Annotated in this window: 19 protein-coding genes; 12 read left to right on the top strand and 7 right to left on the bottom strand. The window is 68.8% G+C overall.

All coding sequences use genetic code 11. From position 1 onward, the window contains the following. Window position 1: 1 nt before the first annotated feature. Both pstC and pstS read right to left on the bottom strand, forming a co-directional pair. Window positions 2-1030, bottom strand: coding sequence for a phosphate ABC transporter permease subunit PstC (pstC, locus tag AB4Z55_RS07780; RefSeq protein WP_004022010.1), 1029 nt, complete (start codon window positions 1028-1030; stop codon window positions 2-4). Window positions 1031-1171: 141 nt separating this feature from the next. Continuing rightward, a complete protein-coding gene (gene pstS, locus AB4Z55_RS07775) occupies window positions 1172-2248 on the bottom strand; it encodes a phosphate ABC transporter substrate-binding protein PstS (protein ID WP_354560873.1) in 1077 nt (358 codons plus the stop codon). A gap of 232 nt (window positions 2249-2480) precedes the next feature. On the opposite strand from pstS, the gene AB4Z55_RS07770 reads away from it, so the two are divergent. The 6 genes from AB4Z55_RS07770 (at window position 2481) to AB4Z55_RS07745 (ending at window position 10499) form a co-directional block, all read left to right on the top strand. Then, entirely contained in the window at window positions 2481-3782 is a 1302-nt protein-coding gene (locus AB4Z55_RS07770) for a hypothetical protein (protein WP_369519487.1), read from the top strand. 63 nt (window positions 3783-3845) lie between these two features. After that, entirely contained in the window at window positions 3846-4841 is a 996-nt protein-coding gene (locus tag AB4Z55_RS07765; RefSeq protein ID WP_369519486.1) for a glycosyltransferase family 2 protein, read from the top strand. 23 nt (window positions 4842-4864) lie between these two features. Then, window positions 4865-5644: a glycoside hydrolase family 16 protein gene (locus AB4Z55_RS07760; protein ID WP_369520990.1), complete on the top strand. Its 780-nt coding sequence runs from the start codon at window positions 4865-4867 to the stop codon at window positions 5642-5644. Beyond that, complete coding sequence (locus AB4Z55_RS07755) at window positions 5641-6975, top strand: glycosyltransferase family 2 protein (protein ID WP_369519485.1); 1335 nt, start codon at window positions 5641-5643, stop codon at window positions 6973-6975. The genes AB4Z55_RS07760 and AB4Z55_RS07755 overlap by 4 nt, the downstream gene beginning before the upstream one ends. Beyond that, window positions 6972-9131 carry a hypothetical protein gene (locus AB4Z55_RS07750; protein WP_369519484.1) on the top strand — a complete coding sequence of 720 codons (2160 nt, stop codon included), beginning with the start codon at window positions 6972-6974 and terminating at the stop codon, window positions 9129-9131. Before AB4Z55_RS07755 ends, AB4Z55_RS07750 begins: the two co-directional genes overlap by 4 nt. A 282-nt stretch (window positions 9132-9413) precedes the next feature. Continuing rightward, entirely contained in the window at window positions 9414-10499 is a 1086-nt protein-coding gene (locus AB4Z55_RS07745) for an IS110 family transposase (RefSeq protein WP_369519483.1), read from the top strand. A gap of 433 nt (window positions 10500-10932) precedes the next feature. Here the strand turns inward: AB4Z55_RS07745 and AB4Z55_RS07740 are convergent, their stop codons facing one another. After that, complete coding sequence (locus AB4Z55_RS07740; protein ID WP_369519482.1) at window positions 10933-11841, bottom strand: glycosyltransferase family 2 protein; 909 nt, start codon at window positions 11839-11841, stop codon at window positions 10933-10935. Window positions 11842-12304: 463 nt separating this feature from the next. On the opposite strand from AB4Z55_RS07740, the gene AB4Z55_RS07735 reads away from it, so the two are divergent. Both AB4Z55_RS07735 and AB4Z55_RS07730 read left to right on the top strand, forming a co-directional pair. Beyond that, window positions 12305-13534: a lipopolysaccharide biosynthesis protein gene (locus tag AB4Z55_RS07735; RefSeq protein WP_231895837.1), complete on the top strand. Its 1230-nt coding sequence runs from the start codon at window positions 12305-12307 to the stop codon at window positions 13532-13534. Then, a complete protein-coding gene (locus AB4Z55_RS07730) occupies window positions 13531-16164 on the top strand; it encodes an alpha/beta fold hydrolase (RefSeq protein ID WP_354560881.1) in 2634 nt (877 codons plus the stop codon). Before AB4Z55_RS07735 ends, AB4Z55_RS07730 begins: the two co-directional genes overlap by 4 nt. A gap of 3 nt (window positions 16165-16167) precedes the next feature. Here AB4Z55_RS07730 and mshD read toward each other — a convergent pair whose 3' ends face one another. Beyond that, a complete protein-coding gene (gene mshD / locus AB4Z55_RS07725) occupies window positions 16168-17088 on the bottom strand; it encodes a mycothiol synthase (RefSeq protein ID WP_354560883.1) in 921 nt (306 codons plus the stop codon). Continuing rightward, a complete protein-coding gene (locus tag AB4Z55_RS07720; protein WP_354560885.1) occupies window positions 17069-17881 on the bottom strand; it encodes a response regulator transcription factor in 813 nt (270 codons plus the stop codon). The genes mshD and AB4Z55_RS07720 overlap by 20 nt, the downstream gene beginning before the upstream one ends. A 212-nt stretch (window positions 17882-18093) precedes the next feature. Between AB4Z55_RS07720 and AB4Z55_RS07715 the strand changes: the two genes are divergently transcribed. From AB4Z55_RS07715 to AB4Z55_RS07700, 4 genes are all read left to right on the top strand, one after another. Then, window positions 18094-18951, top strand: a complete 858-nt coding sequence (locus AB4Z55_RS07715; protein ID WP_354560886.1) for a DUF2993 domain-containing protein — start codon at window positions 18094-18096, stop codon at window positions 18949-18951. A gap of 412 nt (window positions 18952-19363) precedes the next feature. After that, complete coding sequence (locus AB4Z55_RS07710) at window positions 19364-20203, top strand: sulfurtransferase (RefSeq protein ID WP_004022023.1); 840 nt, start codon at window positions 19364-19366, stop codon at window positions 20201-20203. Window positions 20204-20208: 5 nt separating this feature from the next. Continuing rightward, window positions 20209-20514, top strand: a complete 306-nt coding sequence (locus AB4Z55_RS07705) for a DUF1416 domain-containing protein (RefSeq protein WP_004022024.1) — start codon at window positions 20209-20211, stop codon at window positions 20512-20514. A 226-nt stretch (window positions 20515-20740) separates the two neighbouring features. After that, the gene (locus AB4Z55_RS07700; protein WP_354560888.1) at window positions 20741-21451 is read left to right on the top strand and encodes an FABP family protein; all 711 of its coding nucleotides are present in this window, start codon (window positions 20741-20743) and stop codon (window positions 21449-21451) included. On the opposite strand, the gene AB4Z55_RS07695 is transcribed toward AB4Z55_RS07700, so the two are convergent. Continuing rightward, window positions 21373-22545: a hypothetical protein gene (locus AB4Z55_RS07695; protein ID WP_369519481.1), complete on the bottom strand. Its 1173-nt coding sequence runs from the start codon at window positions 22543-22545 to the stop codon at window positions 21373-21375. The two genes, AB4Z55_RS07700 and AB4Z55_RS07695, sit on opposite strands and share 79 nt — an antisense overlap. A gap of 26 nt (window positions 22546-22571) precedes the next feature. Then, window positions 22572-24671, bottom strand: coding sequence for a heavy metal translocating P-type ATPase (locus tag AB4Z55_RS07690; RefSeq protein ID WP_354560891.1), 2100 nt, complete (start codon window positions 24669-24671; stop codon window positions 22572-22574). Window positions 24672-24712 lie beyond the last annotated feature (41 nt).

Below are 24712 nucleotides of genomic sequence, written 5' to 3'. Positions count from 1 at the left end.
GTCACTTCTTTCCGGCGACGACCGCGCGGGCGGCGGCGTTGACGATGAAGGTCAGGACGAACAGGGTGAGGCCGGCGGAGATGTAGGCGCCGGTCTTGGCCGGGGAGTCGAACTCGGCGGCGTTGTTGGCGATCTTCGTCGCGAAGGTCTCGCCGCTCTCCATGAGGTTGAAGTTCATGGGTCCGACGGTCGAGATGATGAGCAGCAGGGCCATCGTCTCACCGAGTGCGCGGCCCAGGCCGAGCATCGATCCGGAGATGTATCCGGAGAACCCGAAGGGCAGCACCGCGACCTTCACGACCTCGAACTTGGTGGCGCCCAGTGCCAGCGCGGCCTCCCGGTGGCCCTTCGGGGTCTGCATGAAGACCTCGCGGGTCACCGCGGTGATGATCGGCAGGATCATGACCGCGAGCACGATCCCCGCGGTCAGCAGCGTTCCGCCGGTGCTCATGTTGGCGACCTGGGTGGGCTGCTGGAAGAACGGCAGGAAGCCGAGGTTCCCGACCAGCCACTCGTTGACCGGGACCAGAGCGGGACCGAGGACGAGGATGCCCCAGAGGCCGTAGACGATCGAGGGCACCGCGGCGAGGAGGTCGACCGTGTAGGTGATCGGCCCGACGAATCGCTTCGGTGCGTACTCGGTCAGGAAGATGGAGATGCCGAGCGCGACGGGCATGGCGATCAGCAGCGCGATCACCGAGACCACGACCGTGGCGTAGAACAGCTGCGGGATGCCGAAGGCGAGCTGATCTCCGCTGGTGATCCACTGACCCGTGTAGGTGAAGAAGTTCTCCTCGTTCTTGGCCAGCGACGGGATCGCCTGCGCGAGGAGGAAGAGCGCGATCAGCGCGATGACGATGGAGACCACGAAGCCCGAGCCGACGGCGAGGGTGCGGAACACCCGGTCGGCCACGCGATGATGTGCGGCTGCGTGGAGCGAGGATTCGGGTTGGTCGGGCGATGACCCGGGGGTCTGGCGTTCGCCGGTGTCCGGCGGGATCGCGCCACCCTCTTTGCTCAGCGAGGTCATGCGTCCTTCTTGTGATTCGGCTCTGGTCATTGGGGCACTTCCCGCCGTCTCGTGGACACGCGAAATGTCGTGTCAGTGTGTCAACCACGTGCGCGGGGCCGCAACCGAAGCGGCCCCGCGCACGCGATCAGATGGGGTTGATCAGGCGTTCCCGGACCCACCGGACAGCGAGTCGATGGTTCCCTGCAGCTTGGCCTTGAAGGCGTCGGGGACCGGCACGTAGCCGATCTCCTCGAGGCCGGCCTGGCCGTCGTTCAGGACCGCGGTGAAGGCGTCCTTCAGCGTCTGGCTGGTGGCCTCGTCCTCGTAGCCTGCCGAGCAGACGATCGAGTACGGGGTGAGCAGCAGCGGGTAGGCGCCCGGGGCCTTGGAGGCGAACAGGGCGTCGGTGTCGACGACGAGGTCCTTGCTTGCCGGGTCCTTGAAGGCCAGCGACTCGAGCGCGTTGCCCGCGCTCTCGGCGTTCAGGGCGACCGGGCCGGCACCGAAGTCGACCTGGGCGACGCCGAGGTCGTTCTCGGTGGCGAAGCCCCACTCGACGTAGGTGATCGAGCCGGGGGTCTTCTTGACGGTGTCGCCGACGCCGGTCGACTTCGAAGCACCGGAACCGACGCCCTTGGGCGCGAATTCCTTGCTGTGCTCGTACGGCCAGTCGGCGGGAGCCGAGTTCTCCAGGAAGCGCTGGAAGTTGTCGGTGGTGCCCGAGCTGTCCGAACGGTAGACCGGGACGATGTCGGTCGCGGGCAGCTGCACGCCCGGGTTCAGCGCCGCGATGGCCGGGTCGTTCCAGCTGGTGATCTTGCCGTTGAAGATCTGTGCGATGACGCTCGGGTTGAGCTTGAGGTCCTCGACGCCGTCGAGGTTGTAGGCGACCGCGACCGGGCCGACGACGAGCGGCAGGTGCCACGGGGCGTTGCCGTTGCAGCGCGCGGTGGCGTCGGTGACCTCGTCGTCCTTGAGGGCCGAGTCCGAGCCGGCGAAGTCGACGTCGCCCGCGATGAACTTCTTGATGCCATCGCCCGAGCCGCTGCCGGTGTAGTCGAGCACGATGTCGGTGTTGTCGGTCAGGACCTGGCTGAAGTGCTCCATGGCCTTCTGCTGCGCGGTCGAGCCCTCGCCGCTGACCGTCTGTTCGCTTCCCCCACCGCACGCCGTCACGAGGGTCAGTGCCGCAATCGCCGACACCGACGCAAGGGCGCCGTTCCGATTGATTTTCACCGCTGGTGTTGCCTTTCCGTTCGCGTTCTCCGCGCCGACTGGCGTCGGGTCCGGAGTGTCCGATTGGAAAGCTATGGGGGCGCGGTGGACTGATCCCCTACAAAAGATGAACTGCGGGTGAACTGGCCAAGGCAGACGGGGTGCTACCTGCCCGGAGGCGATCGTACGTGATCTGCGTAACCCGACAATCGAGACTTAGGCAAGCCTTGCTATAGTTCTGCGGATCGTACTCATGGCCACACCCTCACCCACCCCGCCTTCGACCCCCCGGCACGTCGACCCCGCGGCACCCCGACCCGGCACGCTTCCGCGTTTCCGCTGCGCGGCGATCGACCTGTTGCACGGGCACAACCGAGCGGCATTGGTGATCGGCCCACTCGACCTTCCGTCCCGCGCCGTGGCAGCCGAGCGGATCGTGCGCCTGGCGCGGTTGGGCCCGCACGCCCGCGTCGGACTCCTGCCCTCGCCCCATCGACGGGACTGGGTGTTCGATCCCGATGCAGCGGCCGACTCGGTCGCCGACGCACCGCCCCCCGCGCCGGGCACGGACCCGGCCCGCCTGTTCGAGGCGCTGTACGCGTTGCCGCACAGGCCGATACGGATCGTGCTGGCGGGCGACCACCTCGCGCTGGACTACGACCACGGACTCGGCGACCTCACCCTGCTCAACCTGATCGTCGACGTCATCGTGGGCGCGGTCGACCCGTCGACACTGCCTCGCCGGGGTCCGGCGGTCTCACCCCTGCTGGTCGCCTCCGCACTCACCGTGGCCGACCCGCGCCGGGTCACCTCGCTCCTGCGCTTCCGGTCGCACCGCGAACCCGCCGAGTCGGCGTTCACGAACCGTCCGGTCCCACCACGGCGGCCGGTGTCGGCGAATGTCCACATCGCGGCCCCCGACGTGGACGCCATCCGCGCCGCGCGGACGTGGTCGATGCCGGAAACGGGACTCTTCGCCGTCTGTACGGTCGCCCTGGTCGAGGCACTGACCGAGGCCGGCGTCCGGCTGGACCCGATGGTCACACTGCCCTTCGACGTCCGCACCTCCCTACCCGACCGGGTGCGCACATACGCCAACTTCTCTGCCGGACTGAGCTTTCCGGTCGATCACACGACATCGGCCCCCGCGCTGCAACGCGCGATGACCGCATCGGCCCGGATGGGGCGTCCGACGGCCAACCTGGCCGTCGCCACGCTCAAGACGCTGCGTCGCCACAGCCACCGGTCGGCGTCGCCGGGTCAACACATCCACGTCCCGGCCGAGGGTGAGGTCCGTGCCGAACTGCTGCATTCGAGCGTCGGCCACCTCCCCGGCCGCGAGCGCGGCTGGCAGTGGTCCGACCCCGCCCGCGCCGCGGTCATCGCCGTGGCCACACCGCCGTCGGCGGCCGGGATCACGGTGACGACCGGTTTCGTGGGGGGCGGGATCTCCATGACCGCTGCCTTCCGCGACGACGTCTTCGACCCGGCACGCATTCGCGCGGCGATGGAAGCCGTTGCCGGGCACGCCGCGCGGATCGTCGGGGTGCCCTGACGTCCACCGGTCCCCCGTCCCACCCGTGAACTCCACCTGATCCGAGCTATCGAAGGCCGAAACGTGCTGTCCTCCCACCCTGCCGAACCAGCGGCCGACCCGATGACCCCCGCACCGGGCATCCCCGTTCTCGACGCCGCGGCGCGCACCGAACCGACGCTGTCGGTCATCATCTGCTGTTACACCGAGCGTCGGCGTCGATCACTCGACACCGCGATCGTCGAAGTACGAGCGCAACTCGGTCCCGACGACGAACTCCTCGTCGTCGTCGATCACAACGAATCCCTGCGCGCGGACCTGGCAGTCGCCCATCCCGACGCGATCGTGTGCGCCAACACCGGAGCCCGCGGGCTGTCCGATGCGCGCAACTCCGGCGCGGCCGCTGCGGGCGGAGACGTCGTCGTCTTCATCGACGACGACGCGTGTCCGGCCCCGGGCGCACTGGCGGCCGTCCGAACCCGATGCTCGGACCCCGATGTCGTGGCAGTGGGCGGAGCCGTTGTGGCACAGTGGGACTCCCCCGCGCCCCGATGGTTCCCCGAGGAGTTCGGGTGGGTGGTCGGCTGCGATTACCGAGGACTTCCGGGTGACGGCGCGCCGATCCGCAACCCGATCGGCGCCGCCATGGCCGTCCGCCGGGCCGCCTTGATCGACATCGGTGGTTTCTCGACGCGACTCGGTCGACAGGGCACGTTGCCCGCCGGGTGCGAGGAAACCCTCATGGGTATCGACCTGCGGCGCCGGGACCCGTCGTCGAAGATCTTGCGCGACACGGCTTTCGGAGTCACACATGCGGTGACCGACGACCGCGCCCGGTTCGGCTACTTCGCCCGTCGGTGCTACCAGGAGGGGCGCTCGAAGGCGATCCTGTCGGAACTGGCCGGCAGCGGCGAGGCCCTGGCGAGCGAGCGGAGGTACAGCACCAGGGTGCTGCCCGCGGGGGTCTGGCGACATCGTCGGACCCCGAGTCGGGTCGGCGCACTCGTCGCCGGTTTCGTGCTCACCTGCGCCGGATACGCTCTCGGGCTCGCCGGCCGCGGACGAGGTGTGTCCCGGTGAGGCCCAGCAGGCTGCTCGCGTCGATGGGCGCGGCGGTGGCCACGGCGGTGTCCGCGTGTTCGGTACCGACCGTCCTGGCCGAGCCCGACACCGGACCCGAGGTGATCTTCGTCGACGAGTTCGACGGCCCCGCGCGCGCACCGGGCAGCCCCTGGCAGATGATGACCGGCGGCGGTGGCTGGGGCAACAACGAGTCGCAGGTCTACACCGACTCGTCCGCCAACGCCCGGATCGACGGCGAGGGACACCTGGCCATCACCGCGCGCCGGGGACCGGACGGCTACACCTCGGCGAGATTGTCGACGAAGGATCGGCTCTCGGTCACCTACGGCCGGATCAGTGCCCGCATCGCCGTACCCGCCGGCACCGGTCTGCACCCCGCGTTCTGGATGCTCGGCGACGACATCGACGAGGTCGGGTGGCCCGCGGCCGGTGAGATCGACATCATCGAGACGCTCGATCAGGCACCGGAATTCCACACCGGGGTCCACGTACCGCAGACGTCCTCGGAACGGGGACAGAACATCTCGAGGTCGGGCGTCCCCGCCGGGCCGCTGGCCTCGACCTTCCGCACCTACTGGCTGAACAAGCTCCCGGGCCGGATCGAGAGCGGGATCGACGACCAGCGGCTGTTCGTCGTCGAACCCGGGGATCTCGCGCCGGACGCACGCTGGGTCCTCGACCAGCCCTTCCACCTACTGCTCAATCTCGCCGTCGGGGGCAACTGGCCCGGACCGACCGACGACACGACACCCGCGGAGAACACCATGCTCATCGACTGGGTACGGGTGACCGCACCGTGACAACCGACTATGTCCACGACGCGGCGGAGGACACCACCGATCCGGCCCCGGTTCCGCTGAATCCCGCGATGCCGCTCGAGGGCGCCCCTGAATGGGCGGGTGCCACCTGGGTCGGGACACTCGATGTCACCAAGATCGCCGACGGCGACCGGACTCCCGGATCGGCGCCCGACGGGTCGGTCACCTGCGTCCCATCGGACGCCACGGGTTATCGGCGCGCACGGGTTCTCCTCCGACACGGCTCCGTACCCATCCGGTTCGTCGACGCACCGATCGACGACGGCCTCGTACGGGTCCCGGTCGCACCGTACGCACTGCCCGAGCCGCCTTCGCGCGCCTCACTACCGCCGATCAGCGTCGTCGTCTGCACGCACGAGCGCCCCGGCATGCTGGCCGATGCGCTGCAGTCACTGCAACGACTGGACTACCCCGACTACGAGGTGGTCGTCGTCGACAACGCGCCCCGCACCGACGGCACTCGACAGGTCGTCGAGTCGCTCGACGACCCGCGGTTCCGGATCGTGACCGAGCCGGTCGCGGGATTGTCCAACGCACGCAACGCCGGCCTGCTCGCCACCGCTCACGACCTGGTGGCCTTCACCGACGACGACGTCGTCGCCGACACCGGGTGGTTGCTGGGGCTGGCCCAGGGTTTCGCCCGGTCGCCGGAGATCGCATGCGTGTGCGGCATGGTGCCGAGCGGAGAACTGCGGACTCGGTCGCAGGTCTACTTCGACTGGCGGGTGTCGTGGGCGGATTCGATGCGGGCTCGGGTCTTCTCACTCGCCGAGCCACCATCGGATCTGCCGCTGTTCCCCTTCCAGATCGGGGTCTACGGCACGGGTGCCAATTTCGCGATCCGCCGGGACATCGCGCTGTCGCTGGGCGGGTTCGACGAGGCGCTCGGCGCCGGGACCCGGACACGGGGTGGCGAGGACATCGACATGTTCTTTCGAATCCTGACGGCGGGCCACGCGCTGGCCAACGAGCCGGATTCGATCATCTGGCACCGGCATCGCAGCACCGACGACGCCTTGCTGGAGCAGTCGCGGGGTTACGGCGTCGGACTCGGTGCGTGGCTGACCAAGGTCGCCACCGACCGACACCATCTCGCACTCGCCCTGCGCGTGCTCCGGCGTCGGTCGCGCGCCGTCGCGAAAGCCGGTGTCGCCTATGGTGCGATCACCAGGCCACCGGCGGCCATCGCCGACGGTGTCGCGGCCCGGGCAGGCCGGCGCGAGGTGCTGTCGGTCGTCGGCGGACCCGTCGCGCTGGTTCGCGAGCGCCTTCGTGGCCGTCGCGCCGAGCCGCTGGCGAAGGGATCCGCGTGACTGCCGCCGCGGAGGCCGCACCGTCGCGCCCCTCCGACGCCGGCGCTGTGACCACGGCGACGGCCGGCCGCTCGGGGTCGGTGGCGACCCTGAGCGTCGTCGCCGCGATCGCCGGACTCGTCGGTGCGCTGCCGCTGCCGTCGGTGCTCAGCGCATTGTCGGTGGGCTTCTTCGTGATCTGTGGACCCGGTGCCGCCGTGTGCACCTGGGTGGAACTCCCGCGGCGCACCCGACTCGCCGCCGTACCGACGCTCGGCCTGGCGCTCACCACCCTGGTCACCATCGCCGCCATCTGGGCGTCGTGGTGGCAGCCGACAGTCCTCCTGGTGGTCGGCAGCGCGGCGGTGCTGGCGTCGGGCATCGCGTTTCGTCGACGGACGCACGCGCCGACCCCCGACCTCCGGGAGCTACGGACCCGACTCACCGGCCGCGGGGCCACCGCGTTCCGCAGTCCCGCCCTCCGGTCGACCAGGTTCCGTGTGTCCGTTGCGTTCTGCGTTGCGGCGCTGACGTTGTGGGCGATCGCCGTGCCGACGCTCCCGGGCGTCGACGCGAGCTACTACGGTCTGCTGTTCTCCGGCAGCGGACGCCTGCTCATCCCGGCGACCCTGCTGACCGCGGCCGCTGCCGTCGTCGCGATCGCCACCCGGAGCTCCGCCGGGCTCGTGGTCACGATCGGGACCTCGATCGTCGTCAGCCGCGTGACCACCTGGCTCGGCACCGAGATGCCGCTCTACGACTGGACATACAAACACCTTGCGGTCGTCGACTACATCCAGGACACCGGCACCCTCACCCCGAGCGGTACCGACATCTACGCCCAGTGGCCCGCGTTCTTCGTGGTCGGGGCCTGGTTCTGCGACGTGACGGGACTGGATCCGATGGTGCTGGCGCATCTCTTCGCGACGGTCGTCCACGTACTCCTCGCGGTCATCGTCTACGCCACGGCGCGCACCCTGTCGATGAGTCGCATCGTCGCGCTGACAACGGCTTTCCTCGTCGAAACGGTCAACTGGGTCGGTCAGGACTACTTCGCACCCCAGGCATGGGCGCTCGTGCTGGCCTATGGCGCGATCGCCCTCCTGTTGGCGTCGCGACGCACCCCGCGCGCCGCAGTCCTGGCGATCATCCCGTTCGCGGCGATCGTGCCGAGTCATCAGCTGACACCGTTCTGGGTACTCGGGGCGGGCATCCTCCTGGTCATCCTGCGCCGGGTGCGACCGTGGTGGGCGGTGGCCATCATGGTCGCCATCGCCGGTGCCTATCTGCTGACCAATCTGGAAGCGGTTGCCCCGTACGGCATCTTGTCGGGCGGCAACCCGATCGACAACGCGGCCAGCAACTTCACCATGGCCGGGGTGCCCGCCAAGGAGACCACCTCGATGGTGTGCCGTGGATTGTCGGCGGGGGTCGTGGTGTCGGCCGGCGTCTGCGCGCTGATCGGCCGGCGCCGCAGGCGCGCACATTGGCTCACCCTCGCTGTGCTCGCGTTCTCCGCTCTCGCCCTGTTGCTGGGCCAGAGCTATGGCGGCGAGGCGATCTTCCGCGTCTATCTCTATGGGCTCCTCGGTTGTGCGCTGCTGATCGCACCGACCCTGGTCTGGTTGCTCACCGGCTTCTCGCGGGGTGCCGGGGCCCGGTTGCGGGCCGCCGGCGCCGCCGTACTCGTCTGCGCGACGACCCTCGCCGGCATGTATTCCTATGTGGCGCTGTGGCCGCTGATCGTCGAGACCCGCGCACAGTACGAGGCGATCGACATCATCACGGAGAACGCCGAACCCGGAACCCGGTTCATCTCACTGCATCCGGCGGGCATGCCCACCCGGACGAACGGCAACTACGCGCCGATGACCTTGGCGAACCCCTACTTCGACTACCCGCTCAGTTTCGACCTCGCGGGCGACCGGATGACGTTCCCCAGTCCCGAACAGCTCGGCGACCTCTTCTGGAAGGTCGACCAGTCCGACATGCCGACCTACGTCACCTTCACCGAGCAGTCGCGCCGGATCTCCGCCTACTACGGGACGTACCGGCCCGACGCGGCGGCCGAACTCGAAGCCGCTCTTCGGGTTGCGCCGGGGTGGCGCATGGTCCACGAGGACGGCGAGACCGCGATCTTCGTCTTCGAACCCCAGCGCGACCCCTCCGCCCCCTGAGCTGAGAAGAGCGCCCCCTCCGCCACCTGAGGTGCGAGGAGCACAAGCGATCGACCCCCCTCCGCCCCCTGAGGTGCAAGGAGCACAAGCGATCGACCCCCTCTGTCCCCTGAGGTGCGAGGAGCACAAGCGATCGACCCCCTCTGTCCCCTGAGGTGCGAGGAGCGATAGACGGTATGAGGGCCTTGGGGCCGAAGGCCTCAAGCTGCAAACACATCGTGGGTTGCTGCTGCTGAGTTCACACTCGGCGGTAGCACCACATTGCAGATCAGGAGGCCTCCGGTGATTGTTCAGGGTACAAGTGTCGGATTGGATGTTCACGCATGCTCGGTGGTCGCTCATGCCATCGATGAAGACTCCGGGATGGTGATTCGGGAGACGTTGGTCCCCGATGCGGCGACCATCGTGAGCTGGCTACAGGGCTTGGCACCGCCCGTGCGGTTGGCCTATGAGGCCGGTCCGACGGGCTTCGGTTTGGCTCGGGCGATCGCTGCGGCCGGGATGGAGTGTGTGGTTGCCGCTCCCTCAAAACTGCAACGACCAGCCGGGGACCGCGTCAAGACCGATGCCCGAGACGCTGCACATCTGGCGAAGTTGCTGCGCCTGGGCGAGGTGGTAGCGGTCAGTGTGCCTGAGGTGGGCACCGAAGCCGCCCGTGATCTGGTCCGCGCCCGCGAGGACGCCCGCAGCGACCTGATGCGCGCTCGGCATCGACTGTCCAAACTGCTTCTGCGCCAGGGAATCGTCTACTCCGGCGGCAAACCCTGGACCGGTGTTCATCAGCGGTGGCTGCAGCGTCAACGTTTCGAGCTGCCGCTGCTGCAGGCCGCCTTCGACAACGACCTGGACGCGGTGTTGAGCGTGACCGCACGCCGTGACCGCCTCGATGAGCTGATCGAACAGACCGCGACGACCGATCCGTGGCGGGCGGTGGTCACCCGTCTGTCGTGTCTGCGGGGTGTGTCGACGCTGACCGCGTTCGCTCTCGCGGTCGAGATCGGCGACTGGTCGAGGTTCAGTGGCGCCACGATCGGCTCCTACGCCGGGTTGGTGCCCTCGGAGTACTCGACCGGCGGGACCCGCAGTCAGGGCTCGATCACCAAGGCCGGTAACGCCCACGTGCGTCGGTTGCTGGTCGAGGCGGCCTGGCAACACCGGCGCCCTTACGCCACACCCGGGCAGACCATGCGCCGTCGGTGGGAGGCTGCCTCGCCGGCTGCCCGCGCCCGTGGCCATGCCGGCAATCGTCGGTTGCACAAGCGTTGGCAACAGTTCGACCGCCGCAGCAAACATCCCTGCGTCGCCAACACCGCGATCGCTCGTGAGCTTGCCGGCTGGTGCTGGTCGCTGGCGGTGCTCGACGAGTAGCCAGCACTGACACAATCTTGGCCGCCCGTCGCGGGACTCCCGCTGTGGTGAACAGGGAACGAATCCACGGCGTCGCTATGTGCGCCAGCACTTTTGAGTGCACGGTACGCACGTTTACATAGACCCGTCGGTCAGCGTTTTCATCTCCTGTCGAACACCGTTGAGCGGTAACCAACCCGCGTATATCAGTCCGACAACACCGTCGCGAGTAACGACCACCACACACCGCGGCGGGCGGCCAACCCCCACTACAGCCCCTGAGAAGGAGGCCAACTTCGCCATGGGACTTGACAGAGCAACACTACATATCAGCGACGAGCCACGAAGGGCTGGGAGGATCACTGCTCCCGACGCCGAACGCCGGCGACCTCACGGTCACCGGCGTTCATCACGCGGGGCGTCCACCGTTGCGGCAGAGGCGGTCTCGGTCCGCTCAGCGGAGAGCCGACGCCTTGTGGTCGCGGTGGAGGCGACGCTCGAGACCGATGGTCCGGAGCACGCGCATACCGTCGGTCAGGGCGTTGAGGTTGCTGCGTCCGTGGATTCGCTTGGACTCGCGGCTGCCGACCTCGCGGATCGTCAGACCACTCCGCGCCATGCGCACGTTGATGATCGTCTCGATCTCGAACCCGTCGCCCCACTGTGGTTCGTCGACATCGGTCAGCGGAAGGTCGAGGACCTCGAGATGCCGGCGCCAGAATGCGTTGTAGCCGTAGCAGAGATCGGCGAATGACGTGGCGAAGATCCGGTTCACGAGCCAGTTCAGGCCCTTGTTGCCGGCACGGCGGAAGGCGGTGATGTCGTCGCTGTGTCCACCCAGGGAGAAGCGGCTGCCCTTCGCCAGGTCGGAGCCGGCCACGAGCGCACCGACGAAGTCGGGGATCTCGGCGGGGTCCGTGGAGCCGTCGGCGTCGATCATGACGATGATGTCACCGGTCGCCACCTCGAAGCCGCAGGCGAGCGCGTTTCCCTTGCCGGAACGGGTCTGCGAGACGATCACCGCATCGGGCCACAACGTCCGCGCGACGTCGACGGTCCCGTCCACCGACGCGCCGTCGACGACGACGATCTGGTCCACGGGCGGCATCCGCTCGGCCACATACGGCAGATTGAGCGCCTCGTTGCGGGTCGGGATGACCACGGTGACAGTAGGTCTCGCGGTCTCGACGACCTCGGCCGCGGAGACGTCGCCGATGCCGGCGATCTCCGCGACCCGCTCCCCCGTTTCCACGCCATCCGATGGGTGGACGTCGAGTTCGTTCTCGAACTCGGTCATGTCGTCGAGCACCGCCGGATCTGCACCCCCCGTGCCGTTCCCAGCGTCGATCAAGTCGGTCACCATACCTCCAGCGCGAATCGCATCATCATGAGTCATGAAGCGCCCCCCACGACGCTCAGCGAGTGAAGCATAACCAGTAAGGTTAGGCTGCTCTTACTTTGTGATCAGCTTCATATGAACCGCCTAAAACGGACTCGCGCAGTCGGATCGGTACGAGCGATGGCCCCCGTGAGATCTGCGCGCCATCCGCCTCGCGCGTCATTTGACACCACTGAGAGGAAAGCCAACTTCAGGATAGGCTACCCTCATCTCGGATCCGCGCGTCCCGCCAGATTCACCGTCCGCCGGATCACGATCGGAGAAGTCAGTGTTCGACGCGCACACGCCGTCTCGACGATCTCCTCGACCGATCGAGACACCGGCGGAATCCGTCACCCGGCGGCGCGTCCGGCCGAGGAGATTCACCAGGAACACCGGAGGGCTCCTCGGCGACCAGACGGGCGTGGGCCTCAACATCATGGCCGTCATGACGTCGAGTCTCGCGACCGGCGTCCTCGGATTCGTCTTCTGGACCATCGCCGCACGTGGCTACACCACCGCCGAGGTGGGTCGGGCGTCCGCGCTCATCACCTCGGCGACCCTGCTGGCCACCCTGTCGAACCTCAGCATCGGCAGCCTCTACGAACGCTTTCTCCCTGTCGCAGGGGGCAACGCGCCCCGGATCATCGCGTCGGGGCGCCTCGTGATCATCGGTGCCGCACTCCTACTCGGACTCGGTTTCGTCTTTCTCGGGCCGGTGGACTCCCTGTTCATGAGCCCGTGGGAAACCTGGCTGTTCCCGCTCTTCGTGGCCGTGCTGGGGATATTCGCCATCCAGGATCAGACCCTCATCGGCCTGGGCCGCTCGCGAACCGTTGCCACGAAGAACATCTCACAGTCGACCATCAAACTGGTCCTGGTGACGGCGTTCATCCCGGTTGCCACCGGATTCGCCGTCTTCTGGGCCTGGGTCCTGCCCGCGGCGGTGATCGCGGCGTGGGTCGGCCTGAGCGCGATCCGTCGTACCGCCCGCTCGATGACCGGCCCGGGCACACTTCCGCGGCCGGGCGAGATCGCCCAGTTCTATGCCGGCTCACTGGGGATCACGGCCGTCGGGGTGGTCGTGCCCCTCATCGTGCCGCTCGTGATCGTCGCTCGCCTGGGAACCGAGATGAACGCCTACTTCTCGATCTGCTGGCTCGTCGTGAACACCGCGGCGATCCTCCTGCACGCAACGTCGGCGCCCTTCGTGGCCAAGGCCGCGGAGCCCGATGCCGATCTCCGGTCGGCAACGATCCGGTTCATGACCCTGTGCGGTGGCGCCGGGGTCATCGGCGGCGTCGTCCTGTTCGTCACCGCGCCCTGGATTCTCGCGATCATGGGACCCCAATACGCCGACGAGGGCACCGATCTGATCCGTCTCATGGCGCTGACCCTGCCGACCGTGTCGTTCGTGACGATCTACACGGCGCTCGCCCGTGTCCGCCGCAAGCTCCGCCTCGCCGTCGGCGTGCAGGGCGTGTTCGGTGTGATCGTGCTGTGCGGCATCGTCTTCGGCGCCGACCACTGGGGCATCATCGGCGTCGGTTACGTCTATCTCACGGCCAACGTCGCCGTCGTGATCCTGCTGCTCGTTCCCGGTCTCCGGCTCATCCGCCAGGCCTTGACCCCCGCCCCCACTGCTGCCGAGCTCTCGGCGAGGACGACCACACCATGACCATCGACTCCACTCGTGGCCTCGTCGCCGCGTTCCCCGCGACCGAGTCCGGCACCGCCCAGCCCGAGCTGGCCGGCGGGCTGGCGCATGCGTTCGCGGCGGCCGCCGACCGTTTCGGGGACGCGATCGCGCTCCGATTGCAGGGCACCGAGATCAGCTATCGCGCGCTCCTCGACACCGCGCGTGGTGTCGCCGGACGGATCCACGAGCTGCAACCCGGCGAGCGGGGTCCGGTGGTCGTTCAGCTCGGCCTGTCCCCGGACACCGTCGCCGTGGTCCTCGGCATCGTCCTGACGCGGCGACCTCTGGTCACGCTCGACACGGCGCTGCCCGCGGACCGGATCGACGCCATCCTCGCCTCGCTGCGCACCCATGGCCGGCCACCGGGCCTGGCCATCGCCGATGACGATCACCTGGACAGGCTGCGCGACTGCGGAAATCGACTCGGACTCATGGTCGCGGCGACGACCGACGTCCTCGTCGACGTTCCATCGGCATCGGATGCGGCCATCCCGTCCGATACCGGCGGGGCCCCACTCCTCCCGACCGACACGGCCTTCGAGGTCACCAACATCCAGTTCACGTCGGGTTCCACCGGAACCCCGAAGGGTGTGCTGCAACCGGGCGCGATATGGTTGTGCGACTCGATGTTTATGCGAGCGCGTTTCGGGCTCGCACACCGCCTGCGCGTCGCCTTGTGCATGCCGATCAGTTTCGGCGGCGGTCTCAATGTGTTGATGGGCTCACTGCTGAGCGGTTGCGATGTCCTCGTCGCCGATCCGCGGCAGGGTACGTCGACCGATTTGCTCGACATGATCGCGGCAGACGAGATCCACACCGTCTTCCTCACCCCGTCGCTGCTGCGCTCGCTCGTTCGCGCCGGCGCGTCGGGCGCAGTGCACCCTGCGTGGGCGACAGTGCAGCGGATCATCACCACCGGCGAACCGCTCACCGGTGAAACTGCCACCGCCACACTCGCGTTGGCACCACAGGCGACCGTCACCAACTGGGCCGGTTCGTCGGAGACCTATGCGATCGGGCACTTCGACGTCCGCGCCGGCGATCCCGCCCGAACCGGGCCGCTGCCCGCGGGCACCCCGGCGCTCCACAAGACGGTGACGATCGACCCGTCCGGTCGGGTGTCGATCTCGTCGCGCTACATCGCTCTCGGTTATCTCGACCCCGCGGGCGACGCCGGCCGGTTCTCGGTCGACGACGACGGCGTGCGGACGTTCCATTCCGGCGACAAGGGACGGTTCGACGGCGACGACCTGATCCTGCTCGGGCGTGCCGACGACGCGGTGAAGATCCGTGGTTACCTCGTCGAGCCGGCCGAGGTCAGCGCCGCACTCCTACGCGAGGGCGACCTCTCCGAGGCCGTCGTGATCGCGCGCGAGACCCCCTCCGCGACAGTGGAACTGATCGCCTACGTGGTCCCCGAAGGCAGCCGGCGCACACCGCCGACCGCCGCCCTGCGTGCCCGCCTGCGGGATGCGCTGCCGCCGTGGATGGTCCCGACGCACATCGTCGAACTGTCCGACCTGCCCCGCAACGCCCGCGGCAAGGTCGATCGCACGGCCCTGCCCGAACCCCGACGGCACATCGAGCCGGTGGCAGGCGAGCTCGAATCGTCCGTCGCCGCGACCTGGGCGCGTGAACTCGCGCTGGACGTCGTCGGTCGGAACGAGAACATCTATGCGCTGGGCGCGGATTCGTTGACGATTCAGCAGATCATGGTGAGCCTGAACTCATCCCACGGCGCATCGCTCACCCAGTCCGACATGGCCTCCGCGCCGACCGTTGCAGAGCTCGCGACGATCATCGCCGACCGCACCGGCGGGTCGGGCACCGGTTCGCGGACCCGGCCGGGCATCCGTCTTGCGCCGACGACGATCCCGCTGCGCCGGGGCCCGGGTTGGCCTGTCTTCTGTTTCACCGGTGCGGGCGCCTCGGCTCTCACCTTCGTGCCGTTCGCCGACCGTATCGGTGAACTCGACGACGCCGGACCGGTGTACGCGTTCGCGCCGCACGGCCTGGACACCCGCGGGGTCCCGGACTGGACGGTCAACGCCGCCGTCCGCCGGCATCTCCGCGACCTCCGCCGACTCCAACCCGACGGACCCTATGTCCTCGTCGGCCACTCACTGGGCGGGTTCATCGCCCTGGAGACCGCACGGCGCCTCGAGTCCGACGGGCATCGTGTCGATCTGGTCGTCGTGGTGGACACATTCGTCCCGCCGCGCGTCCTCCTTCGCGCCAAGCGTGCCGATCCATCCCTCAGCACCACCCCCGTGTACGAGCCGCTTCCACGGAAAGAGCTGTGGCGACGACGTATTCGCGTTCCCCTCGCGGGCGTGGTGAAGACCTCGCCGACGGCCGACGCGCAGGCTCTCGAGGAGCTCGGCGTCCGCGTCGCGCGGCTGCATCGTCCGCGGCCGTATTCGGGGCGGGTCCTGGTGGTGCAGGGCAGCGAGAACCGCGACGAACCGTCGATCTGGCGGCGCCACATCGTGACCGGTGACGTCGACGTCCTCCGCCTCGACTGCAATCATCTGTCCGTGGTTCGCGAACCGCACATCGGCGACGTCATCGATGCCATCGGTTCCGCCCTCGGACGTCGAGGCGCGTGAGACTCAGCCGTAGGCGACGTCGACGGCGTATCGGGTGAACCCGAGGCGCTCGTAGGTGTGCAGCGCGGCGGTGTTGTCGCCCTCGACGTAGAGGTTGATCTCCGAGACTCCCGCGCGCGCAAGGTGATGCAGTCCGGCAAGCGTCAGCAGACGGCCGAGCCCGCGCCCCTGAGCGGCGGGATCGACCCCGACGATGTAGACCTCACCGAGATCGGCATCGTGCCGCTTGGTCCAGTGGAAGCCGAGGAGCCTGCCGGTGTCGTCATCGCCGGCACGGTCGACGGCGAGGAACAGACCTTCCGGGTCGAAAGAGTCGGCCTCGACCCGTTCCCGGATCTGCTCCGGCGACCAGCCGCCCTGCTCGGGATGCCAGTCGAAGGCGGCGTTGTTCACGCGCAGGATCTCGGCGTCGTCGGACGACCCGGCATAGGTCCGCAGCTCGACGGTCGGGTCGACGACCAGTTCGGGGAGTTCGTGACCTGCCCCCACCGGACGGCGCAACTGCAGGAGCTCACGGCGCTTCGTCAGGCCCATCGATGCCGCGAGCGCCACCGCACCGGGCAGGTCGCCGTGCGCCCACACCCGCACGCCGGCCCCCGACTCGGGAACGGGTGCGGCACCGAACGCCGCATCGAGCAACCTCCGGCCGCGCCCCTCACGCCGATGCGCCGGGTCGACGACCGCCTCGATCATCGCAGGCTCACCGTCACGGCCCGGGACGATGACGGCGTAACCCGCTCCTGACCAGACATGGACGGTCGGCGACCCGTCGGGGGCGTCGATCGCCGTGACCGCACCTTCCGACAGCGGTGCGACGCCGTCGGCCGTGGTCGCGTCGCGGACCAGACGACGAGCGAAGTCCGCCACGTCGTCGGGCAGCGCGCCCTGATGGATCTGGATGCGATCAGTTCCCGGCGCTTGCACTGAACTCCTCGTCGAAGGGGTCGGGACCATCCAGGGCACCGTCGAAGTCGTCGGGGCCGGACCCGGCCGGTCCCGCAGGCTCGTCGTCGGACAGGTCGGTGTCCGCCGCCGCGGCCGCGCGACCGCGCGTCGGGCGTACTGCCTTGTACCCGACGTTGCGCACGGTGCCGATCAGCGACTCGTGCTCGCTGCCCAGCTTGGCGCGGAGGCGCCGGACGTGCACGTCGACGGTGCGGGTGCCGCCGAAGAAGTCGTACCCCCAGACCTCCTGCAGCAGCTGAGCCCTGGTGAACACGCGACCGGCGTTCTGCGCCAGGTACTTCAGGAGTTCGAACTCCTTGTAGGTCAGGTCGAGCGGACGTCCGCGCAGGCGCGCGGTGTAGGTCCCCTCGTCGATGACGAGTTCACCCAGCGTGACCTTGCCCGAGGACTCCTCCGCAGCGACCCCGCGGGTACGCACCACGAGCAGGCGCAGCCGGGCGTCGAGCTCGGCCGGGCCGGTACCCGGCAGCAGGAATTCGTCGATGCCCCAGTCCGCGTTGACCGCGACCAGCCCACCCTCGGTCAGCACCGCCGCGACCGGCACCGAGGAGCCGGTGCTGCCCAGCAGACGGCACAGTCCGCGAGCCGCCGCGAGGTCGGCGCGCGCGTCGACCAGCGCGACATCGGCGTTGCCCGCCTCCATGAGTGACGACACCTCGGTCGGAGCGGTCCGTACCGTATGCGCGAGCAGCGACAGCGACGGCAAGACCGACTCCGGATTCGGGTCGGCCGTCAACAACAAGAGATCCACCCAGCACTCCGATCTCGTTCGTCCCCGTCCCGGACCATCCAGATCGCTCACCACGACGTGAACGCCACCCACACCTGCGCTCGGCGATTGTTTACGCCGCCTTACCAACGTGTGCGGGATAGGTGACAGAATAGCGCCACCGGGGCGGTTGGCTGTTAACAAGGCGACCTCGACCGCCGGATGACGACGACGGGGAGGGTGATCGGCCGAGCATGCCGCGCATCCGGAAAGTGCTTGTCATCGGCGTTGTCGCCGCGCTCGCCGCAACGGGGGTCGCGGTCGGCGTCGACGTCGCGGCCGCAGTCCGCGGTGAACACCAGCTCTCCCGCGCCATCGCCCAATCCCCCCGCGTGACTGTCGATCCCGAGGTCACCATCGCCGGGTTCCCGTTCACCTCCCAGTCGTCCGCCGGCCACTTCGCGGGCGCCACCATCGCCGCACGGGGCGTCGAGCTTGCCGGCTGTGAGCCCGCCCGCGGCGTCTGCCGCGGCGAGTTGGGGGCCGCTCTCGGCCCGTTCGACGTCGCCGACGGCAGCGGTTTTACCGCGAGTGATGTTCTCCACACCAGCTCGATCTCGGCCTACACCCGCCTCGACGCCGTCACCCTGGCGCGGTATCTGCGCATCGTCGACCTCACCGTGAGCACGCCAGGGCCGGACGGCAAGGCCGGTGCGGGCGGCCCTCAGGACGGCACCGTCAGCCGCACCAGCGGCGTCGTGTTCACCGGCACCGTCGCGCTGCCGCCGGGCGACGGACTCGATCCCGCCGAGCCACCGTCGGCGTCGGCCTACGACGGACCGAAGGTGCGCGTGAGCGTGTCCGTCGACCTCGGCGTGGTCGACGGCGCACTGGACATCCGGGCCACCGGCTTCTACACCGGCCCCGAACGCCACGTCGAGGCCGAGATCGCGCCCGACATGCGCGCCGCGGTTCTCGACCGGTTCAGCATGACCCTCCCCCGACTGCCCATGGCCTGGGACGTCGCGGCCGAGCGCGCGGAGAGTTTCGGCGGGGACGTCCAGCTGGTCGGCGATTCCGGCCCGGCCGCGGTCCGACCCGACCGCTTCTGACGGTCACCCGAACAGACTCTGAGCAGTTCAGACGGTTGTCGGGGATGCGGGCGCCAAAGGACCCCGGCCGTTGGGGGCCCGATCGACTCTGTTGTACCCTCGTGGGCATGCAGCAGCGCCGTGAGTATCTGCTCACACGACGCCGGGCGATCGACTTCTGTCGTGTCGCCGACTGTTGTTGTCGCACTCGCCGTTGACGGTGTGACCACCCGCGCTGCGTTGGCAGCCGGTCGCCCACACCGTCGATGAGTACGGGGGCGTCTCCACCGAGGTATCGATTCCTCGATTCCGTGCGCCGTCACCCGCGCTCATCACCTCCGCCGAGAACGCGGGAATCCTTCTCGCGTCTCACTGTCTCCACCTCCACCATCTGATCGACGACCATCACAAATGCACCGGAAAGGACACCGCCATGGCACGTTCCGACGTCCTGGTCAGCACCGAATGGGCTGAGCAGAACCTCAATGCCGACAAGACCGTCTTCGTCGAGGTCGACGAGGACACCTCGGCCTACGACGGCGGGCACATCGCCGGCGCCGTCAAGCTCGACTGGAAGACCGACCTGCAGGATCCTGTCCGCCGCGACTTCGTCGACGCCGAGCAGTTCGGCGCCCTGCTGTCCGAGCGCGGCATCGCCAACGACGACACCGTGATCCTCTACGGCGGCAACAACAACTGGTTCGCCGCCTACGCATACTGGTACTTCAAGCTGTACGGCCACAACGACGTCAAGCTCCTCGACGGTGGCCGCAAGAAGTGGGAACTCGACGGCCGTCCGCTGTCGTCCGACTCCGTCAGCCGTCCGGCCACGACCTACAAGGCCGGCGAGCCCGACCTGAGCATCCGCGCGTTCCGCGACGAGGTCGTCGACGCCATCAACGTCAAGAACCTGGTCGACGTGCGCAGCCCCGACGAGTTCTCGGGCAAGATCCTGGCGCCGGCTCACCTGCCGCAGGAGCAGAGCCAGCGGCCCGGCCACATCCCCGGCGCCATCAGCGTGCCGTGGAGCAAGGCTGCCAACGAGGACGGCACCTTCAAGTCGGACGAGGAACTCGCCGAGCTCTACGGTGAGGCCGGCCTCGACGGCTCGAAGGACACCATCGCCTACTGCCGCATCGGCGAGCGTTCGAGCCACACCTGGTTCGTCCTCAAGGAACTGCTCGGTCACCAGAACGTCAAGAACTACGACGGCAGCTGGACCGAATACGGCTCGCTGATCGGCGTCCCGATCGAACTCGGAGAAGGAAAGTAAGAGATATGTGTGCTGCACCCAAGCAGGGACAGAAGCTGCCCGCGGGCGTCGACGTCGAGAAGGAGGTCGTCCTGACCGGACAGGTCACCGACGGCTCGGGTTCGCCCGTCGCCGGCGCCTTCGTGCGTCTGCTCGACTCCACCGGTGAGTTCACCGCCGAGGTCGTGGCCTCGCCCACCGGCGACTTCCGTTTCTTCGCCGCCCCCGGCACCTGGACGCTGCGCGCCCTGTCCGCCGTCGGCAACGGCGACGTGACGATCAGCCCCGAGGGCCCCGGCATCCACGAGAAGGACATCACCGTCTCGAAGTGACGCCGGAGACATCGTCTCCACAGTGACGGCCAGTTCGTCCCGGCAGCCCGGTCACCGCATCCGCGGTGACCGGGCTGTCTCGTTCCGGCCCCGCGAAACGTCCGGGCCGGGCCGGGGTTAGAATTTCCCTCGTGGTCCTCTTCTTCGAAATCCTGCTGATCCTGGCCGCCGTGCTGATCACCTGGTTCGGTGTCTACACCCTGTACCGCCTGGTGACCGACGAGTCGTGACGTCCCCACCCGGCGGCACCACGGCCGACGGCCCACCCGCCCCGGAGCCGTCCGGCGACGGGTCGACAGATGCCGTCTCCGAATCCCGCCGGTCCGGTGACGAGGCGATCAATCAGGCCGAGGCCCGGGCCGTGGAGTCCGGCAGCCGTGAACGCAACGTCCCCACGTGGGACGATCTGCCGCTTCCCGCCGACACCGCCAATCTCCGTCTCGGGGCCGATCTGCATCCGGGCCTGCTCGCACTCTTGCCGCTCGTCGGTGTGTGGCGTGGCGACGGCGAGGGGCACGATCCCGAGACCGACACCGACTATCACTTCGCGCAGCAGGTCGTGGTCTCGCACGACGGTCAGAACTTCCTCGCCTGGGAGTCCCGCTCGTGGTTGATCGACGAGGACGCCGCCTACCAACGGCCCGACCTCCGCGAATCCGGATTCTGGCGGATCGGCGAGGACGACACCATCGAACTGCTGCTCGCCCACGCCGAGGGTTCCGTCGAACTCTTCTACGGCACCCCGCTGAACCAGACCACCTGGGAACTCGCCACCGACGTCGTCATCAAGGCCGAGTCGGGCCGGCGCACCGGCGGTGCCAAACGTCTGTACGGCCTCGTCGCCGACGGCGACCTCGCCTATGTCGAGGAGCGCGTCGACGCCGACGGCGATCTCACGCCGCGGCTGTCCGCCAAGCTCCGCCGCCACGTCGGCTGATCCCCCTCATCGACGCTCCCTGCGCCCCGCACACTCGCCCCAGTTCGGCGGCGCGGCCCCCTGCTCCCTGAGGTGCGAGCGAAGCGAGCCTCGAAGGGTCGCCGATCCGAGAACGCCATGTAGAGATTCCGTTTCGGCAGTGCGCTGTAGACGGGCGATCCGAGCATGACGACGACGGACCCGTACGCGGTTGCCTCACCCGGGCGCCCCGCCCACCCGGGATGCACCGTTCCCGACCGCGACATGTACGGTCCGTGCCCCGCCGTGCCGCCGATGCGGCGTCCGACCACCGAGAACACCTCGGCGCGCGCGGAATGCGGGGACAGGTCGAAACCGACGCGGCCTCCCGGCGGACACTCGACGAAGGTGAGGTCGGCACCGGATCGATGCACCACACCGATCCAGTCGCGGCCGGAATTGCGCACGAGGAACGTCGAACCGCCCGTCCGGTACTGATACGAGATGCCCGCCGCCGCGGCGTCGAGAATCTGTCGGCCCGAGACACCGCCGTTCCACTCCGGACTCCACGGAGTGAGGTACAGGTGGTCGAGGAACTCGTGCCGGGTGGGGATCGGCAGCGTCACCGGCATCACCCGTCCGTCTCGCACCCACACCGCGCCGTACAGGACCGGCCGGCCGTCGGCGGTGCGCGGCGCCTGGACGTAGGTGAGCGAATCCCCCTCCGGCAGAGGGGCTTCCGAACCGGGGATCAGGATGTCGAGATATGTGCGACCGTCCGCGAGCAGGACCACGACGGCCGCATCGCGCTCGCCACGGTTGCCGATGGTGACGCGCTCACCGAAGTCGCCGGACCTGCCCTTGGCGTGGAACAACCCGGCGGCGTGCGGATCGGCGAACTCGAAGCGGGGTGCCACCGCCGTTCCGAAGTCCGGATCGCCCGGACCCCAGTACTGTTCGCCCACCCCGGGTTGATGGCGACCGGGGTTCGCCTCCCCGACCACCGTGGCGATACTCGTGGCCACCATCGCACCTTCTCCTCTCGGCACCCCGACGGGCGCCGTGGACTCGCTGTGTTCCCATTCCAGCGCTTCCACGCCCCGGTCTCGCGAGTACTGCGCTACGCGAATCACCACGCTGGTCACCGGCAACCACGTCCTGTCTACCTGCGCCCGGAGCGCGCTCCCACGGAGCCGGGTCGCAGATCGAGTCGACGCAGCAGCTGCGCGTTCAGCGCCACCACCACCGTCGACGCGGACATCAGGATGGCGCCGACACTCATCGGCAGGACGACACCGATCGGCGCCAGGATGCCGGCGGCCAGCGGTACCGAGACGAGGTTGTAACCCGCTGCCCACCAGAGGTTCTGCGCCATCTTCCGGTAGCTCGCGCGCGACAGCTCGATGACCGACAGGACCGATCGCGGATCGGACGAGGCGAGGATGACCCCGGCCGAACCGATAGCCACGTCGGTCCCGGCGCCGATGGCGATGCCGACGTCGGCCTGCGCGAGGGCGGGCGCGTCGTTGACCCCGTCGCCGACCATCGCCACGCGATGTCCCTCGCGCTGGAGTTCGGCGACAGTGGCCGCCTTGTCCTCGGGCCGGACCCCGGCGTAGACGCGATCGATGTCGAGCCGGCCGGCGACGTCGTCGGCCACGGCCTGCGCGTCGCCGGTGATCATCACGACCTGCACACCGAGGGCATGGAGTTCGTCCACGGCCGCACGCGACTCCGGACGGACCTCGTCGGCGAGCCGGATCGCCCCTGCGACACGCTCGTCGACGAGCACATGCAGGATGATCGCCCCCTGCTCACGCCACGACGACGCGACGGGGAGTTCGTCGAGGCCCTGTTCGTCGAGCAGGTTGGGCCCGCCCACTCGCACCGCGTGCCCGTCGACGGACGCGGACACACCCACCGCAGGTGACGAGGAGAAGCCCTGTGCGGCCGGGAGTTCGATTCCCTCGGCCCGTGCCGCGCGCATGATCGCCGAGGCCAGCGGGTGTTCACTGGCCGCCTCCGCGGCGGCCGCGAGGGTCAGCACCCGACGCCGATCCTGTCCCGGGGCCGGCTCGACCTCGAGGACGGTCGGCTCCCCCTTGGTCAGGGTGCCGGTCTTGTCGAAGAGCACGGCGTCGACATTGCGCATCGACTCGAGCGCGAGCCGGTCCGTGATCAGGACCCCACCGCGGGCGGCCCGCTCGGTGGCGATGGAGACGACGAGGGGGATCGCCAGACCCAGCGCATGAGGACACGCGATGACCAGCACCGTGATCGCGCGGACGACGGCGTCGTCGGGCGACCCGACCGCGGTCCAGACGATCGCGGTCACCACCGCGGCGCCGAGAGCGAACCAGAACAACCACCCGGCCGCGGTGTCGGCGAGCCGCTGAGCGCGCGATGAGGAGGCCTGCGCGTCGGCAACCAGACGCCCGATACCGGCCAGGGCGGTGTCGTCGCCGGTCGCGGTCACGCGGACCCGCAATCCGGAGTCGGTCGCGACGGTACCGGCGACCACGACGTCGCCGATCTCCCGCCGGACGGGGGCGGACTCCCCGGTGACCATCGACTCGTCCATGTTCGCGGAGCCGTCGATGATGGCGCCGTCGGCGGGCACGGATGCCCCGGGCCGGACGATGACCACGTCGCCGACGACCAGGACAGCGGGCGCCACCGTGATGATCTCGCCCCCGTCGACCTTCTCGGCCTCGTCCGGGAGGAGCGCGGCGAGTGAGTCGAGGGCCGATGTCGTCCGGGCCAGTGAACGCATCTCGATCCAGTGACCCAGCAGCATGATCACCACGAGCAGCGCCAGCTCCCACCAGAAGTTCAGCTCGTGGCCGAACAGATGCAGCGTCGAGCCCCAGGAGGCGACGAAGGCGACGGTGATCGCCAGGGCGATCAGGAGCATCATCCCCGGACGACGAGAACGGATCTCGCCGGCTGCGCCGGCGAGGAACGGACGTCCGCCCCACAGGTAGAGCACGGTGCCGAAGAGCGGCGACACCCATCGCACCCAGTCGGCGTCGGGCAGCCCGTAGCCCAGGATGTCGGCGAACATGTCGTTGAAGCCGACGGTCGGGACCGCCAGGACGAGCATGATCCAGAACAGTCGCCGGAACTGCTCGACGTGGTCCCCGTGACCGCCATGGTCGGCGTGCTCATCGTGGCCGCCGTGCCCGTGTGCGGGCTGAGCGCGATGTGCGTGGTCCGCGGTGGGCGACGCCGCTGCACGTGGATGGTCATGATGCGTGTTCATGACCCGAGACTATACCCCCCAGGGGTACCAGCGCCAGGACT

Origin of the sequence: Gordonia sp. ABKF26 (assembly GCF_041103195.1) — a bacterium.
Classification (GTDB): Bacteria; Actinomycetota; Actinomycetes; order Mycobacteriales; family Mycobacteriaceae; genus Gordonia; species Gordonia terrae.
Note: the sequence above shows the minus strand (reverse complement) of the source record. Positions and strands in the feature narration are given on the sequence as shown.